15 protein-coding genes are annotated in these 14,838 nt (G+C 71.2%); 7 read left to right on the forward strand and 8 right to left on the reverse strand.

Translation table 11 applies throughout. The annotated features are described in order from the left end of the window. Positions 1 to 122 precede the first annotated feature (122 nt). A complete protein-coding gene (locus tag ACGFWE_RS23880; RefSeq protein WP_393601556.1) occupies positions 123 to 1,616 on the forward strand; it encodes a hypothetical protein in 1,494 nt (497 codons plus the stop codon). A gap of 5 nt (positions 1,617 to 1,621) precedes the next feature. Here the strand turns inward: ACGFWE_RS23880 and ACGFWE_RS23885 are convergent, their stop codons facing one another. Beyond that, positions 1,622 to 3,052 carry a PP2C family protein-serine/threonine phosphatase gene (locus ACGFWE_RS23885; protein WP_393601558.1) on the reverse strand — a complete coding sequence of 477 codons (1,431 nt, stop codon included), beginning with the start codon at positions 3,050 to 3,052 and terminating at the stop codon, positions 1,622 to 1,624. Positions 3,053 to 3,425: 373 nt separating this feature from the next. Here ACGFWE_RS23885 and ACGFWE_RS23890 point away from each other — a divergent pair, with 373 nt between their 5' ends. After that, positions 3,426 to 3,839: an SsgA family sporulation/cell division regulator gene (locus ACGFWE_RS23890; RefSeq protein ID WP_352386071.1), complete on the forward strand. Its 414-nt coding sequence runs from the start codon at positions 3,426 to 3,428 to the stop codon at positions 3,837 to 3,839. Positions 3,840 to 3,847: 8 nt separating this feature from the next. Here ACGFWE_RS23890 and ACGFWE_RS23895 read toward each other — a convergent pair whose 3' ends face one another. Both ACGFWE_RS23895 and ACGFWE_RS23900 read right to left on the reverse strand, forming a co-directional pair. Then, a complete protein-coding gene (locus tag ACGFWE_RS23895) occupies positions 3,848 to 4,945 on the reverse strand; it encodes a chemotaxis protein (RefSeq protein ID WP_393601560.1) in 1,098 nt (365 codons plus the stop codon). Positions 4,946 to 5,041: 96 nt separating this feature from the next. Then, on the reverse strand, positions 5,042 to 5,470 hold the full coding sequence (locus tag ACGFWE_RS23900; RefSeq protein ID WP_393601562.1) for a PaaI family thioesterase: 429 nt from the start codon (positions 5,468 to 5,470) through the stop codon (positions 5,042 to 5,044). Between the two features lie 67 nt (positions 5,471 to 5,537). On the opposite strand from ACGFWE_RS23900, the gene ACGFWE_RS23905 reads away from it, so the two are divergent. Then, positions 5,538 to 5,966 (forward strand): MarR family winged helix-turn-helix transcriptional regulator, encoded by a 429-nt coding sequence (locus tag ACGFWE_RS23905; protein WP_352386065.1) that lies wholly within the window; start codon positions 5,538 to 5,540, stop codon positions 5,964 to 5,966. Positions 5,967 to 6,031: 65 nt separating this feature from the next. On the opposite strand, the gene ACGFWE_RS23910 is transcribed toward ACGFWE_RS23905, so the two are convergent. The 3 genes from ACGFWE_RS23910 to ACGFWE_RS23920 all read right to left on the reverse strand — a co-directional run bounded on the left by ACGFWE_RS23910 (position 6,032) and on the right by ACGFWE_RS23920 (position 9,482). Then, positions 6,032 to 7,618: an alpha/beta hydrolase gene (locus ACGFWE_RS23910; RefSeq protein WP_352386064.1), complete on the reverse strand. Its 1,587-nt coding sequence runs from the start codon at positions 7,616 to 7,618 to the stop codon at positions 6,032 to 6,034. Between the two features lie 169 nt (positions 7,619 to 7,787). Further along, on the reverse strand, positions 7,788 to 8,267 hold the full coding sequence (locus ACGFWE_RS23915) for a nucleoside deaminase (RefSeq protein ID WP_352386062.1): 480 nt from the start codon (positions 8,265 to 8,267) through the stop codon (positions 7,788 to 7,790). Between the two features lie 15 nt (positions 8,268 to 8,282). Further along, positions 8,283 to 9,482: an MFS transporter gene (locus tag ACGFWE_RS23920; protein ID WP_393601565.1), complete on the reverse strand. Its 1,200-nt coding sequence runs from the start codon at positions 9,480 to 9,482 to the stop codon at positions 8,283 to 8,285. Positions 9,483 to 9,540: 58 nt separating this feature from the next. Here ACGFWE_RS23920 and ACGFWE_RS23925 point away from each other — a divergent pair, with 58 nt between their 5' ends. From ACGFWE_RS23925 to ACGFWE_RS23935, 3 genes are read left to right on the forward strand one after another with little or no spacing between them, the layout of a single operon-like run. Then, positions 9,541 to 9,918: a MerR family transcriptional regulator gene (locus ACGFWE_RS23925; protein WP_352386058.1), complete on the forward strand. Its 378-nt coding sequence runs from the start codon at positions 9,541 to 9,543 to the stop codon at positions 9,916 to 9,918. A gap of 41 nt (positions 9,919 to 9,959) precedes the next feature. Next, a complete protein-coding gene (locus ACGFWE_RS23930; protein WP_352386056.1) occupies positions 9,960 to 10,736 on the forward strand; it encodes a GNAT family N-acetyltransferase in 777 nt (258 codons plus the stop codon). 55 nt (positions 10,737 to 10,791) lie between these two features. Beyond that, positions 10,792 to 11,715: an NAD-dependent epimerase/dehydratase family protein gene (locus ACGFWE_RS23935; protein ID WP_393601568.1), complete on the forward strand. Its 924-nt coding sequence runs from the start codon at positions 10,792 to 10,794 to the stop codon at positions 11,713 to 11,715. Here the strand turns inward: ACGFWE_RS23935 and ACGFWE_RS23940 are convergent, their stop codons facing one another. Continuing rightward, positions 11,716 to 12,597, reverse strand: a complete 882-nt coding sequence (locus ACGFWE_RS23940; protein WP_393601570.1) for a GNAT family N-acetyltransferase — start codon at positions 12,595 to 12,597, stop codon at positions 11,716 to 11,718. 189 nt (positions 12,598 to 12,786) lie between these two features. Next, positions 12,787 to 13,050, reverse strand: coding sequence for a GlsB/YeaQ/YmgE family stress response membrane protein (locus tag ACGFWE_RS23945; protein WP_352386050.1), 264 nt, complete (start codon positions 13,048 to 13,050; stop codon positions 12,787 to 12,789). Between the two features lie 230 nt (positions 13,051 to 13,280). Between ACGFWE_RS23945 and ACGFWE_RS23950 the strand changes: the two genes are divergently transcribed. Next, entirely contained in the window at positions 13,281 to 14,714 is a 1,434-nt protein-coding gene (locus ACGFWE_RS23950; RefSeq protein ID WP_393601572.1) for a hydrolase, read from the forward strand. Positions 14,715 to 14,838: the final 124 nt, after the last annotated feature.

Raw genomic sequence — 14,838 nt, forward strand, 5'->3', positions numbered from 1 at the left:
CTACCTCAGCGCATATGCCCCGTGGCACACCATCTGGCGCACCCTGGCGAACCCTGGCGAATACTCCCGGAGCAACTGACCCGGGGCTACTGTCAACTCAGCCGAGAACCTGGGGGCTTGACGTGAGCGGACAACCCAACGCCCGACTTTCGGACCTGTTCGGCCTGGCCGGCTGGTCCAAGGGTGAACTCGCGAGGCTGGTCAACCGGCAGGCGGCGGCCATGGGCCATCCCCAGCTCTCGACCGACACCTCGCGGGTGCGGCGGTGGATCGACATGGGAGAGATCCCGCGCGATCCGGTGCCACGGGTGCTGGCAGCTCTGTTCACCGAGCGTCTCGGCCGTGTCGTGACCATTGAGGACCTCGGTCTGGTCCGGCACGGGCGTACGGGGAAACGGCAGGGCGACGGGAGCGCGGAACATCCCGACGGCCTGCCGTGGGCGCCCGACCGAACCGCCGCGGTCCTCACCGAATTCACGGGAATGGACCTCATGCTCAACCGACGCGGCTTGGTGGGCGCGGGTGCCGCGCTCACCGCGGGATCCGTACTCAGCAGCGCCATGCACGACTGGCTGCACACCGATCCGGCCCTCACCGCCGATGCCCCCCAGTTCGACGACCCCCTGCACGCCGACCCCGCCGGGTTCGACCGTTACGAGGCCGCCCCCATCGGGTCACAGGAGATCGAGGAGCTGGAGCGCTCCGTCGAAGTGTTCCGGGCCTGGGACGCGGCCCGCGGCGGCGGCCTCCAGCGCAAGGCGGTCGTGGGCCAGCTCAACGAGGTGGGCGGCATGCTCGCCTACCGGCACCCCGACCATCTCCAGCGGCGCCTGTGGGGCGTCGCCGCCAACCTGGCCGTCCTCGCGGGCTGGATGTCCCACGACGTCGGCCTCGAACCCACCGCCCAGAAGTACTTCGTCATCGCCGCCCATGCCGCGCGAGAGGGCGGTGACCGGCCGCGCGTCGGCGAAGCGCTCTCCCGCGCGGCCCGCCAGATGGTGCACCTGGGCCGGCCCGACGACGCGCTCGATCTGATGAAGCTCGCCCGGTCGGGCTCCGGCGAAGAGGTGCTGCCCCGCACCAAGGCGATGCTCTACACCATCGAGGCCTGGGCGCAGGCCTCCATGGGCAAGGGCCAGGCCATGCGCCGCACCCTCGGACAGGCGGAGGAACTCTTCGTCTCCGACAAGAGCGACGTGCCACCGCCGAGCTGGATGCAGACCTTCAAGGAGGAGGACCTGTACGGCATGCAGGCCCTGGCCTACCGCACCCTGGCCGAGCACCACCCGAGTGCGGCCGCGCACGCCCAGCACTACGCGGAGAAGGCCCTCGCCCTGCGGGTCGACGGACGTCAGCGGTCGAAGATCTTCGACTTCCTGTCGATGGCCTCGGCCTGCTTCATCGCCGACGACCCCGAACAGGCCGACCGGTACGCGCGGTTGGCGCTGGTGTCGATGGGCTCCAACTCCTCCCATCGCACCTGGGACCGGCTGCGTCAGATGTACCGGCTCACCGCCGAGTACTCCAGCTACCCGAAGATCAGCGAACTGCGCGAGGAGATCAGGCTGGCGCTGCCGAAGCAGAAGGGAAGGGGTGGCAACAGCACACGGGCGTGAGGTTGTTATGAAGTCACCTTGGCGATGAGCACGCAGGCGTCGTCCTCGCGCTCGGTCTCGCCGAACTCCTCCATGACCATCCGCACTCCGTCCTGCGCGGTGCGCGCCCCGCCGAACCGGGGGGCGAGGTCCAGGAGTCGGTTCACGGCGTCCGCGTTGCCGCGTCCGGGCACCAGTCCGTCCGTGTGCAGCAGGAGCAGGTCGCCCGGTTCGAGGGTCTCCTCGGCCTGCGCGTAGACGGCTCCGGAGGTCGCGCCGAGGAGCACGCCGTCGGGGGAGTCCAGCCTGCGCCCCGTCCCGCCCCGGAACAGCAGCGGGGCGGGGTGCCCGGCCTGTGCCCAGACCAGGGTGCGGGTTGCGGGGCGGTAGCGGCAGCAGACCGCGCTGCCTAGGGCCGGCTGCACGGTGGCATCGAGCAACTGGTTGAGCAGGGACATCAGCGGGCCGGGCTGAGTACCCGCCATCGCCATGCCGCGCACGGCGCCGAGCAGGGTCGCCATGCCGGACGCCACGGCCACACCGTGCCCGGTGAGGTCACCGACGGTCAACAGCGATTCCCCGTCGGCCAGTTCGAGCGCGTCGTACCAGTCGCCGCCGATCACGGCGCTGGACGACGAGGGGAGATAGTGGGCGGCCAGGTCCAGGGTCTCGGTGCCCCGGTGCGGGAGCCGCAGGGAGCCACGCCACGGCGGCAGCACGGCCTCCTGCAGCTCGACCGCGAGCCGGTGTTCGCTCTGCGCGCGCTGCCGGTGGCGTTGTAACGAGTCACGGGTCTCGCTCACCGCCCGTTCACTGCGGCGCAGTTCGCTGACGTCCCGCAGCACCGCCCACATCGAGGCGGTGCTGCCGTCGGCGGCGAGCACGGGCTCGCCCATCATGTGGACGGTGCGCACCTCGCCGTCCGGGCGCACGACACGGAACTCGCCGTCTATGCGTTGGGCGTCGACCAGACAGTCCGTGACCATGACCGTCAGCTTGGGCCGGTCCTCGTCGAGCACCAGGGAAGGGAGCTCGTCGAGGGTGAGCGGGGGAGCGGTGCGGTCGCGGCCCAGGATCTCGTACAGCTCTCCGGACCAACTGGCCTCGTCCGTCAGCAGGTTCCACTCCGCGCTGCCGACCCGGCTGAGCAACGAGCCGCGCCGGGGAGCGGGCGGCGCGGTTCGCGCTGCGGACTGTGCCGCGGGTTCCGACGGCACGGGCGGCGGGCCGTCCCGCAGTTGCGCCAAGTGCTCGTCGAGATCGTTGAGTTGGTGCAGTGCGAGGTCGTACAGCGCGCGCTGCCAGCGCTCCTCGGGGTCCGAACCGTCGCTCGGCGCGTCCCGTCGTACGGCATCCACGTCGCCCTTGAGCCGCCGCGCCTGCGATATGAGCGCGTCGACCGAGCCGCGTCCTGGGGGCTGGGCGGCGGGGCGGTCCGCGGAGAGGTGGGACGACATGACGCACTCCGATGCGGGGACGGTTCGACCAAGGCGGGACGGAAGGACCGTTACGACTGTTGCACAGGCCGCGACGCGCTGTAAGAGATTTGGCAACACACGATCCGGTGGTGCTTCTGGCATATGCCACAGTCTTCACGGAGCGGTCGTACCGGACGTATTGTCTACGCCGTTCACTGCCTCAAGTCGTAGGTGACGTACGTGACTTGATGCGTCGTCGGGGTGGTCGGCCGGGCGTTCATTTATGTGTTCGACGGTCTTGTGTTCTAAGGAGTCCAGGAGACCCGGTGTGATTACTCGTATGTGATGCAGGTCACAATAATTCGCCCACGTTCAGGCGTAATGCAAAGGGGGTCTGCGTGCTCCTAAGAACATGGACACGACCTTCCAGCAGCCCGCTCCCGCCCGCCTGATCACCGCGGAGAACCAGGAACTGCCCATCCCTGCCACCCTGCGCTACGGCTCCACCGATCCACTTGCGGTGTGCGTCGACTTCCCGCCCGAGGTCTCCCTGGACGGGCAGGGGGTGACCTGGACCTTCGCCCGTGCCCTGCTGGAGGAGGGGTTGAGCGGACCGGCCGGCGCCGGGGACGTGCACATCTGGCCGTGCGGCCGGGACACCACGGTCGTGGAGTTCCACTCGCCGTACGGCCTCGCCCTCCTCCAGTTCCCGACGCCCGCCCTGCGCGGCTTCCTGCTGCGGACCTACGCGGTGGTCGGCGCCGGGCAGGAGGACCTCGACCAGGCCGTCGAGCGGGGACTCGGCGAACTCTTCGGGACCGTGTGAGCCGTGCGTCAGAACCGCAGCACACCCGCGATGCCGTCGGCCCCGCCGAGCGTGCCGTCCGGTACGAAGCGGACGTCGGCGCCGGTGTCCAGGCACTGTTCGACGATCTCGTCCACGAGGTCCTCGCGGGCGTCGAGGTCCCCGCTCTCGGCCGGGACCAGATGATCGCCGTCCTCGTCGCGGACCGTCACCCGGTAGTTCTCCTCGACGGCCAGCAGCCGCAGTCGGCCCTCCCGGGCGCTCTGCCAGATCTCGTCGACGCCGGCCGCGAACGCCCGCCGCCCGCGCGCCGATTCGAGCTCGCGGGTCACCGCGTCGGTGCTCTTGCGGGCGTCTGCGGCGACCTGCGGCCGGACCGCCTGCCACACCGCCTCCGGGGTGCCGTGTGCGAGCCCGCCGTGCGGGACGTGCACCGCGTCCCTGGTGACGCCGCCGACCTCGTGCAGGGCGGACAGTGCCGCGGTCTCGCCGGTGATGTACAGCGGGCGCGGGTCCTCGCGCAGCACCTTGGTCATCGCCGAGTCGGCGTCCCGCAGGAAGTGCCGCGTGTCCTCGTCCCGGTAGGTGCTCGGCAGATCACCGATCCGTTCCAGGCGCTCGGCGTCGAAGTTCTCGCGGGTCCGGGTCAGCGGGAAGCCGCCGGCGCGATGCTCGGCGACCCGCTCGACACCGCCGTTCCACAGTGTGGCGCGGTCGGCGGAGACCGACAGCACCCAGAACGGCCGCTCGGAGGCCTGTGCGGAGACGAGGTTGCGGGTCAGGAAGGTGTCCGAGAGCACCACGCGCTCCGGCACGGCACGGGCCAGGGACCACACCTGGTGCTCACCCGGCGCGGCGAAGATCACCAGTCCGTCCTCGGTGTGCGCCAGATCGATCTCGGCGAGGGCCTGGTCGAGCTGCCGGGAGACGTCGATGCGCCGCAATCGGGGGACCGCCGGATCGGCCTCCAGCTGCTTCTTGGCCTCGGCCACCACATTGCGCAGCCGGACCGGATCCTGGGCGTTCTCGGGTTCACGGCGGTGGGTCGGCGTCAGCACGGACACCGCCGGATAGGGGCGCGGACGGCGCAGTTCGGAGAGGGTCGCAGGGCTGAGTGCGTGCTCCATAACAGCACCATAGGACCGATCGGCCGATCAGGCATTCGGGGCAACTTGATCGCGCGTACAGGGCCTTTCGCTGATATGGCGTCGGCACTCGAAGGCTCACGCCGTGAGCGGTGCGAGGACGGCGATCGAGCCCTGCGCCACCGCGCACAGGGTCTCGGCGCCGCCGGCGTCCACGGTGCTCAGGTCGCAGCGGCACACCACACGCGTACGGCCGGCCCGTACGACCCGGGCGCGGGCGCGCAGCAGCTCGCCGCGGGCAGGCCGCAGGAAGTCGATGGAGAAACCGGCGGTGGTCACCGCCGAGCCGGCCACCGAACCCGCCGCGAACGTGAGGGCGTTGTCCGCCGCGTAGCCGAGCACTCCGCCGTGCAGGGTGCCGTGCTGCTGGAGCAGGTCGCCGCGGATGTCGAACTCGAGGGTCGCCTCGCCCTCCTCGAAGGCCGTCAGCCGGGCGCCGACCAGCCTGCTGAAGGGCTGTGCCGCCAGAACCTTCCGGGCGAGCTCCAAGTCCAGGGTCCGATGCATGCCCACACCTCACTTCGCTAGTGAAGTGAGACTGGCGCGGACCGGGCACGTCTGTCAACATCGGCCCATGCCCGACCCTGACGACCAGCGTCTCTACTTCCTGCTCCAGCGGGCCGCACACCGCCTGCGCACCGCCGCCGACCGGCGCTGCCTGGCCGCCGCGGGGGTCACCACGGCCCAGCTGGGCGCCCTGTTCGCCGTGCACGACGAGCCGGGCATCACCCAGCAGGGGCTCGCCCGCACACTCGGACTGCGCGAGTCGGCGGTGACCGGACTGGTCGGACGGCTGACGGCGGCGGGTCTCATGGCCAAGGAAGCGCACCCGAGTGAACACCGGGCCGTCGTACTGGAGTTGACCGGCACAGGGGCCGAGGCCCTGCGCGCCGCCCAGCCGGAGATCGACCGCTTCAACGCGGAACTGCGCGAGGTGCTGGGCGACGACGGCTTCGCCGGGGCGGCGACGGCCATGCACCGGCTCGCGTACTGGGAGTCCTGAGGCGGTCCCCCGGATCCCCGGATCCCCGGATCCCCGGATCCCCGGCCCCCGGTCTCCCGTTCGCCTCAGTCGTCGCGTTCGGCGCCGCACGAGCTGCCGTTCGGCGGCAGGCTGCCGTACAGCAGGAAGTCGTCGACCTTGCGGTGCACGCACTTGGAGGAGCCGTAACCGGTGTGGCCCTCACCCTTGTTGTCGAGGACCACGGCCGAGTCGCCAAGGCGCTTCGCGGTCTCCACGGCCCAGCGGTACGGCGTCGCCGGGTCGCCGCGGGTGCCGACGAGCAGCATCTTCGGCGTGCCGACGTCACGCACCTTCTCGCGGATGAAGTCGGTGCCCTTCGGGCGGCCGTAGCACATGAGGTACTCGGTGAGCCGGTAGCGGCCGAAGACCGGGGACGCCTTCTCGTAGGCGGCGCGCAGCCGGGTCAGGTCCTTGGTGATCCGGTCGGCGCCGGGGCGGTCGGGATCGTCCGCGCAGTTGACCGCCATCAGAGCCGCCGGAAGATTGTCGAGCGGTACGTCCTCCACGTCGGAGAGGGTGCTGTGGGTCGGGTCGTCGGACGGCGGGCGGGCGCGGGTGAGGAAACCGGAGCCGCCGCCCGCGAAGGCGAGCACTCCGGTGGTGTCGCCGTCCTCGACGAGTTCGGCGAGCGCCCGCTCCAGCGAGGGCCACAGATCCTCGCTGTAGAGGGCCTGGCTGATGGCGCCCACGAGGTCCTGGCCGGTGAAGGCGGGGCCGAAATCCGTCGGCACCGGGTCCTCGTCCAGTGACGCCACCAGTCGTACGACCTGTTCCCGGGCGCCGCGCGCGTCGGTGCCGAACGGACAGCCGATGTCCTTGACGCACCAGTCGACGAAGTCCTCCAGCGCCGTCTGCTGCCCGGCGGCGCCCGCCACACCCTGCTCGGACAGCGGCTCGGTGAGGGTGTCCACACCGTCCAGCACCAGCCGGCCCACCTTGTCCGGGAACTGGGCCGCGTACACCGCCCCGAGCCGGCTTCCGTAGGAGAAGCCGAGGTAGTTGAGCTTCTTGTCACCAACGGCCTGGCGCATGATGTCCAGGTCGCGGGAGGCGTTCACCGTGCCGATGTGGCGGAGCACCGGTCCGGAGTGCTCGGCGCACTGGGCGGCCGCCTTCCGCAACCTCCCGAGCACGGTCCGCGGATCCTGGGCGACGGCCGTCTCGTCGTCGGTGGCCGCCAGCGCCTCGTCGGTGCCGGCGCCGCAGCTGACCGGCGAGGACCTGCCCACGCCGCGCGGATCGAAGGACACCACGTCGTACTCGTCCGTGAGGCCCATGAAGTCGTCTCCGCCGGCCGCGAGTCCGGGCACGCCGGCGCCGCCGGGGCCACCGAAGTTCAGCAGCACCGAACCCCGCTTGTGCTCGGCCGTCGACCTGTAGCGGGCGAGTGCCAGGTCGAGGGTGCCCGCGCGGGGCTTCGCGTAGTCGAGGGGAACAGTGACCTTTCCGCACTGCAGGTCGTCGGGGGTCTCCATGCCCACGCACTTCGACCACTTGATCTTCTGGCGGTAGAAGGGCGACAGGTCCGGTCCGGAGCCGTCCGCGGCCACGGCCGGCAGTCCGGCGCCGAGCAGGACCAGCCCCACGGCTCCGGACAGAGCGCATCGCCGCCTCGTCACCTTGGCGAGCATCCATGCCTCCAAGGACGCCCATCGGCGCCCTCCGATCACGATAAGCGGCCCTCCGGCGGCCCGCCTCCGGACGAGAGGGATCATGGAATGCGCCCTGGCCTGTGCCGGCGTGATGCGCATGGGCCTGGTGTGCCAGAAGTTCGACAACCGATTCGCTGGGCTCGCTGCGTCAGCCCTGGTGGAACCGGCGGTGCAGGAGCCGTACCCGCTCCGTCAGCTCGGGCACCGGGCCCTCCACGACCACCTGAGGGGCCACCTCGTTGACCGGCAGGGTCCGCACCGGTGGCGCCGGCACGCCCAACTCGCCCAGCCACTCGGCGAGTTGTGCGGACGAGGCGACGTACACGATGCGTCCGAGGCCGACCCAGGCGTGCGCGGCGGCGCACATAGGGCAGTGCTCGCCGGAGGTGTACACGGTGGCCGCGGCCCGCTCCCCGGGGGTCAGGTGCGCCGCCGACCAGCGGGCCAGCTCGAACTCGGGGTGCCGGGTGCGGTCGCCGGAGGCCACGCGGTTGTGGTCCTCGGCGAGGATCTCACCGGCGGCGCTCACCAGGACCGATCCGAACGGTTCGTCCCCGGCCTCCAGTGCCTCGGCGGCCAGCTCGACGCAGCGGCGCAGATACGGCAGCTCTGTGTCCTTCACGACCATGACAAGAGCCTAGGATCATCGCCGCTGCGGCGGAAACGCGTTTCGCCGGCCCACGGCGACCACCCCGAGCGCGACCAGTACCAGCGGCAGAGCCGTCCAGGGCAGGGCGCCCGCACCCAGGCCCTCCAAGACCATTCCGCCGGTCAGCGAACCCATCGCGATCCCGGCGTTGTACACCGTGGTCTGCAACGACGTGGCCGCGTCCGCGCGCTCCGGGCCCGAGGCGTCGACCAGCGCCGTCTGGATCAGCGTCGGCGCGCCCCCGAAGGCGACGCCCCACGCGGCGACCGAGACCAGCAGCACACCCGGCACCCCGGCGGCGAGCCCGAGCACGAGCATCACGGCCGCGCACAGCCCCAGCGACCCGAGAAGCGTCGGCCGCGGAAGCCGGTCCACCAGCAGCCCGGTGAGCCAGATCCCCGCCACCGTCGCCGCCCCGAACACCAGCAGCACCACTCCTGTACGGCCGAAGCCGGCGTGCGCCGCGAACGGGGCGATGTACGTGTACATCACCTGGTGCCCCACCAGGAGGAACAGCGTGACCGACAGGACGGCCGGGACGCCCGGCAGCGCGGCGACCCGGACCAGTGGCACGCGCGCATGCCGCGCCTCGCCGGGGAAACCGGGCACCCGCCACCGCACCCAGCCCACCAGCAGCACCGCGAGCCCGGACAACAGCCCGAACGCCGTGCGCCAGCCCACTGCCCCGGCCAGTGCCGTGCCGGCCGGGACGCCCAGGGACAGGGCGAGAGTGATCCCGGCGAGCACGATCGCGACGGCCCGGCCGCGCCGCGCGGCCGGCACCATCCGTGCCGCGTACCCGGCGAGCATCGCCCACAGTGTTCCGCCCGCGCACCCGGCCACCAGCCGGGCGGCGAACGTCAGGGGGTACGACGAGGACAGCGCCACGACCGCGTTGCTCACCGCGAAGCAGAGCAGCGCCCCGACGAGCACCCGCCGGCGCGGCAGCCCGCGCAGCAGTGCGGTCAGCGGGATCGCAGCGGCGAAGGACGCGGCCGCGTACCCGGTGACGAGGAAGCCGATCCGGGCCTCCGGGACACCCAGAGCCGGGGCCATGCGGGGCAGCAGTCCCGCGGGCAGCAGCTCGGTCAGCACCGCGGTGAAGGCGGCCGTGGACAGGGCGAGGAGCCCGGACCACGGCAGCGGGGCGGGCGCGGGCAGGGCCGTGCCCTTGGCCGGGGAGATGGTGGACATGCGACCATGCTCGGACCTTCACATCAGTGTGAAGGCAAGGGCGACCCGGGAGCGCGTCATGAGGATCGGTGAACTGTCCCGCCGTACGGGAGTCCCCACCAGACTGCTGCGCTACTACGAGGAACAGGACCTGCTCCACCCCGAGCGGGCCGACAACGGCTACCGCTTCTTCGGCGAGGCGGCGGTCCGGGACGTCCAGCAGATCCGCGGGCTGCTGGACTCCGGCCTGACCACGGAGATGATCCGCACGATCCTGCCGTATCTGTCGGGACCGGAGGAGATCCTGCTGCCGCCCGAGCACCTGACACCGGAGACGGCCGCCCTCCTGGAGGCCCACGTCGACCGCATCCAGGCCCGGATCGACTGCCTGGCCCGCAACCGTGACCGGCTCAGCGCATACCTGGCGTCGGTGCGCGCGGCGGACGTGCGGCCTTAAACGCCATTGCCGCCGGGGCCTCCGGGTGATGAAGTGGGCACATGGATCATGTTGCGGTACTCGCCCTCTTCGACCGGAACATGCGCGAAGGCGCCCAACCGGACGGTCCCGGTGCCCGTGTCGAGCGGGTCGGCAGGGTCGTCCGCCAGGTCGCCGCCGACCACGGCTGGAACGGCGTGGTCTGGTCCGACCTGGACGAGGCGAGTGTCGACAAGGCGATCGCCGAGCAGATCGCGTACTACACCGGGCTCGGCCTGGAGTTCGAGTGGAAGCTGTACGGGCACGACCTGCCCGTCGACCTGGGAGAGCGGCTCAGGGCGGCCGGGTTCACCCCCGAGCCCGAGGAGACGCTGATGATCGCCGAGGTCGCCGACCTCGTCCTGGACGCGGAACCGCCCGAGGGGATCCGCTTCCTCCCGGTCACCGACCGGGCGGGCGTCGACCTCGTGGCGGACGTGCACGAGAAGGCCTTCGGCACCGACAGCTCCCGGCTGCGGCACCAGCTGCTGGCCCGGCTCCGGGACGACCCCGACACCGTGATCGCGACCGTCGCGCTCGCCGGTGACGAGCCGGTCAGCGCGGCCCGCATGGAGCTGGTGCCCGGCACCCGTTTCGCCGGTCTCTGGGGCGGCGGCACCGTCGAGGGCTGGCGCGGCCGCGGCATCTACCGCGCCCTGGTCGCCCACCGCGCCCGCGCCGCCGTGGAGCGTGGCTACCGCTACCTCCAGGTCGACGCGCTGGCCACGAGCCGCCCCATCCTGGAACGCCTCGGGTTCACGCCGCTGACGATCACGCAGCCGCACGTGTACCGGCCGTAGTGCCCGGCGGCGGCCGGGATGTCACGCCCGGGGCCGTCCGATCCGTCGCACCGGTATGACGACGAACCAGAACCGGAGCATCCTTCTCGCCGGCGCGAGCGGCGTCCTCGGCCGCCACATCGCCGGGGCCCTGACGGACGCGGGTCACAAGGTCGCCGGACTCGGCCGGGACGAGGGCAATGCCGTCCGCGCCGACCTCATGGACCGTGACGCCCTGCTGCGTGCCGTGGACGGACACCACTTCGACACGGTCGTCCACGCGGCGACCGCCCTGCGCAAGCCGCCCGTGCGCCACCGCGACATGTACGCCACCGACGCCCTGCGCATCGAGGGCACCGCCCACCTGATCGAGGCGGCCCGGGCCACCGGAGCACGCCGCTTCGTCACCGAGTCGATGGTCTTCGGATACGGCTACGGCGACTTCGGCGAGCATCCGATCACCGAGGACGACGACTTCGGCCCGCGCGGCAGCGACCCGGAGCTGGAGCGGCACCTCGCCGGCATGCGCACCAAGGAGGAACTCACCTTCGGGGCGGCCGGATCGGAGGGCATCGCACTCCGCTTCGGTCTCTTCTACGGCCCCGGAGGCACCGACGCCCTCCTGCCCCTGCTGCGCAGGCGGAGCCTGCCCGCCCCCGCCGACCACGGCCGGGTCCTGCCCTGGGTGGAACTCACCGACGCCGCCCGCGCGGTGGCCGCCGCGGTCGAACACGGGCGCCCCGGACAGGCGTACAACATCGCGGACCGCACGCCGATGGGCTTCCGTGCCCATCTGCTGTGCGTGGCCGAGGAGTTCGGGCTTCCGAAGCCGATGTCCGTGCCCCGGTGGCTGACCCGGCCGATGGCGTACGCGCACACCATGTTCTCGACGAGCATGCGGGTCTCGGCGCGCAAGGCCGAGCGGGAACTGGGGTGGACGCCGGTGTACCCCTCCGGCCGCGAGGGCCTGGTCGCACTACGGGCCGCCACGATCCGGTGATCACAGGTCGAGCTGGTACTCCACGGCCCGGTGCGTCGGCAGGTATCCGAGGGAGTCGTTGACGGCGAGCATCGGCTTGTTGCTGTCCGCGGTGTCGGTGCACAGCCCGGACAGCGCCGGGTGCCGTTCCAGGGCGTGACGGACGGCCGCCGCTTTCATCCAGCGGGCGAGGCCATGCCCACGGTGTTCGGGGAGCACGGCGGTGCCGTAGTGCTGACCGTCGCCCAACCCGTCACCGGGCACGACCAGTTCGGAGAACCCGACCACGCTTCCGTCCGCCGCGTCCAGGACGACGACGGTGTGCAGCAGCTCGCCGCGCCGCGCGACGGCCTCCTCGGCCGCGACCACGCGTTCCACGTCCCAGACGACCCTGCCGAAGTCTGCGCCCTCCATGGGCATGTCGTCCATCGCCCGCCGCGAGTCGGCGAACGACCGCGCCAGCGCGTCGGGCACGGTGCCCTCCCACTCGGTCAACCGGTAGCCGGGGCGGGGCAGTTCGAGGAGCGCGTCGATCGCGGCACGATCGACGTCGGCCAGCGTGAGCCGGGCGTACGTGAGTGCCAGGACCTGCCGGAAGCCCTGTGCGGGCAGGAACAGATCGGCGGGGGAGCCCTGTACGGCCTGTGCGATGACCGACCGCCGTCGCTCCGCCTTCGCCGCTTCCACGGCGGCCTGCAGAAGCCGGGTTCCGATGCCCTGCCGCCGCTCGGCGCCGTGCACCGCGAGCTGCAGTTCGGCGAGGTGCTCCTGCCCCTCCTTGGTGAACAGCCGCAGGAAGGCGGACCCGAGCGGCACACCGTCGTCCCCGGCGGCCAGCCAGGCCAGACGGCGACTGGAGGGGGCGGGCCGGGGATCGGCGAGCGGGATGATGTCGAAGGACAAGCGGGTCTCCGTCACGGGGAGGGGCGGCGGGCGCTTGAAGCCTGCCGTCGGGCTCCGGCGTCCGCAACGGGATTTTCCGCCGTGGACCCACACGCGCGGCGGCGCGCCGGAGGCGCCGGCACGCCGCACTCTCGCACGTGCTGGGGACTCTCGCACGTGCTGGGGCGCTTGCTTCGTCCCGTGAGGCCGTCAGCGGCGCGCCTTCGACCGGTCCAGCGCCGCCACTCCGAGCGCGGCGAGGGCGATCTGGATGAGCCACTCGACCCAGTCGACGCCGTTGGTGTCGGCCACGCCGAAGGCCGCGGCGATCGCCGAGCCGATCAGTGCGGCCACGATGCCGACGAGGATGGTCAACAGGATTCCGATGCGCTGACGGCCCGGCACCACGAGCCGGCCCAGGACACCGATGACGATGCCGATCACGATTGCACTGATGATGCCGCTGACTTCCATCTCCGCCCCTTTTCCGATGAGCAACGATGCACTCCGGATGCCCGCCGGCGGCGTCGGCAGTCAGGCTGTGTCCCAACGGTCGGTCAACACCGGGTCAATCCTCGTCGGGAGTGCCGGACGATTCTGTGCAGCCCCCTGGATGTCATGTACGGTCCAAATTGATCGCGTATCTATGCGCGTAGTTCCCGTCCCGCATCGCCCTTCCCCAACTCCTCACGGAGGTATGCCGGATGCCCGGACTCACCCTTCCCCGCCACAGACTCGGCGCGGTCCTCGCCGGAGTCGCCCTCCTCGCCGCAGGTGTCGCCGTACAGGCCACCCCCGCTGCCGCTGCCACCCCGCACCGGATCCTCTTCGACAACGCCCACGCCGAAACAGCCGGAAACGCGGACTGGATCGTCTCCACCAGCCAGCCCGACCCCCTCGGGCAGGACTCCTCGCCCTCCGCCGAGACCGACTGGACCGGCGCCCTCTCCTCCTGGGGCGTCGCCCTGCAGAAGACCGGCGACTACAGCCTCAAGACCGCGACGAGCGCCCTCACCTACGGCGGCTCCTCCGCCACCGACCTGTCGAACTTCGACACCCTGGTCCTGCCCGAACCCAACACGCTGTTCACGGCCGCCGAGAAGACGGCGATCATGACCTTCGTGAAGAACGGCGGCGGTCTCTTCATGATCTCCGACCACACCGGCGCCGACCGCAACAACGACGGCGAGGACGCGCTCGAGATCCTCAACGACCTGATGAGCAACAACAGCGTCGACTCCACCGACCCGTTCGGCTTCTCCATCGACTCCCTGAGCATCAGCTCCGACTACCCGTCGGCCATCAGCGACAGCGGCAACCCCGTCCTGCACGGCTCCTTCGGCACGGTCACCAAGAGCCTCATCGCCAGCGGCACCACGGCCACCCTCAAGCCCGCCGACAACGCGAACGTCAAGGGCCTGCTCTACCGCACCGGATACTCCGGCAACACCGGTGCCTTCTTCGCGACGAGCACCTTCGGCAGCGGACGCGTCGCCTTCTGGGGCGACAGCTCACCCATCGACGACGGCACCGGCCAGTCCGGCAACACCCTCTACGACGGCTGGAACGACTCCGGCGCCACCAACGCGGCCCTCGCCCTCAACGCCACCGAGTGGCTGTCCGGCGGAAGCGGCAGCGGCGGCGGGGACGGCGGCGGTTCCACCTGCACGTCGGCGCAGCTCCTGGGCAACAACGGCTTCGAGTCGGGCAGTTCGACCTGGACCGCGAGCAGCGGTGTGATCACCGACTCCGGCAGCGAGTCCGCGCGCACCAGCTCCTACTACGCCTGGCTCGACGGCTACGGCTCCGCGCGCACCGACACCCTGTCCCAGTCGGTGACCGTCCCCTCCGCGTGCACCGCGGCCACGCTCAGCTTCTACCTGCACGTCGACACCGCCGAGACCTCCACCAGCACCGCCTACGACACCCTCAAGGTGCAGGTCCTCAACAGCTCGGGCACGGTACTGAGCACCCTGGCCACGTACTCGAACCTCAACGCGGCCTCCGGCTACACCCAGCGCAGCTTCAACCTGGCGGCCTACGCGGGCCAGACCGTCACCCTCAAGTTCACCGGCACGGAGGGCTCCACGCTCCAGACGTCGTTCGTCATCGACGACACGGCACTGAACGTCAGCTGATCCCGGCCGGACCCACCCGGTGGCGGCCGTCACCTCGGCCGCGATGTCGATCACCGTGCGCCCGTCGTCGAGCAGCGACCCGTTCGTCCCTTCCGTCCTTCGGTGCGACACTGGACGCCGTAGC

The organism is Streptomyces sp. NPDC048523, from assembly GCF_043199815.1.
GTDB lineage: Bacteria > Actinomycetota > Actinomycetes > Streptomycetales > Streptomycetaceae > Streptomyces.

Excerpts from the sequence above, each read along its gene's own strand:
- ACGFWE_RS23900 (WP_393601562.1), bottom strand. The coding sequence starts at position 5,470 with ATGCATCGGACCCTGGACTTGGAGCTCGCCCGGAAGGTTCTGGCGGCA.
- ACGFWE_RS23920 (WP_393601565.1), bottom strand. The coding sequence starts at position 9,482 with ATGTCCACCATCTCCCCGGCCAAGGGCACGGCCCTGCCCGCGCCCGCC.
- ACGFWE_RS23935 (WP_393601568.1), top strand. The coding sequence starts at position 10,792 with ATGACGACGAACCAGAACCGGAGCATCCTTCTCGCCGGCGCGAGCGGC.
- ACGFWE_RS23905 (WP_352386065.1), top strand. The coding sequence starts at position 5,538 with ATGCCCGACCCTGACGACCAGCGTCTCTACTTCCTGCTCCAGCGGGCC.
- ACGFWE_RS23885 (WP_393601558.1), bottom strand. The coding sequence starts at position 3,052 with ATGTCGTCCCACCTCTCCGCGGACCGCCCCGCCGCCCAGCCCCCAGGA.
- ACGFWE_RS23925 (WP_352386058.1), top strand. The coding sequence starts at position 9,541 with ATGAGGATCGGTGAACTGTCCCGCCGTACGGGAGTCCCCACCAGACTG.
- ACGFWE_RS23945 (WP_352386050.1), bottom strand. The coding sequence starts at position 13,050 with ATGGAAGTCAGCGGCATCATCAGTGCAATCGTGATCGGCATCGTCATC.
- ACGFWE_RS23915 (WP_352386062.1), bottom strand. The coding sequence starts at position 8,267 with ATGGTCGTGAAGGACACAGAGCTGCCGTATCTGCGCCGCTGCGTCGAG.
- ACGFWE_RS23950 (WP_393601572.1), top strand. The coding sequence starts at position 13,281 with ATGCCCGGACTCACCCTTCCCCGCCACAGACTCGGCGCGGTCCTCGCC.
- ACGFWE_RS23890 (WP_352386071.1), top strand. The coding sequence starts at position 3,426 with ATGGACACGACCTTCCAGCAGCCCGCTCCCGCCCGCCTGATCACCGCG.
- ACGFWE_RS23930 (WP_352386056.1), top strand. The coding sequence starts at position 9,960 with ATGGATCATGTTGCGGTACTCGCCCTCTTCGACCGGAACATGCGCGAA.
- ACGFWE_RS23910 (WP_352386064.1), bottom strand. The coding sequence starts at position 7,618 with ATGCTCGCCAAGGTGACGAGGCGGCGATGCGCTCTGTCCGGAGCCGTG.
- ACGFWE_RS23895 (WP_393601560.1), bottom strand. The coding sequence starts at position 4,945 with ATGGAGCACGCACTCAGCCCTGCGACCCTCTCCGAACTGCGCCGTCCG.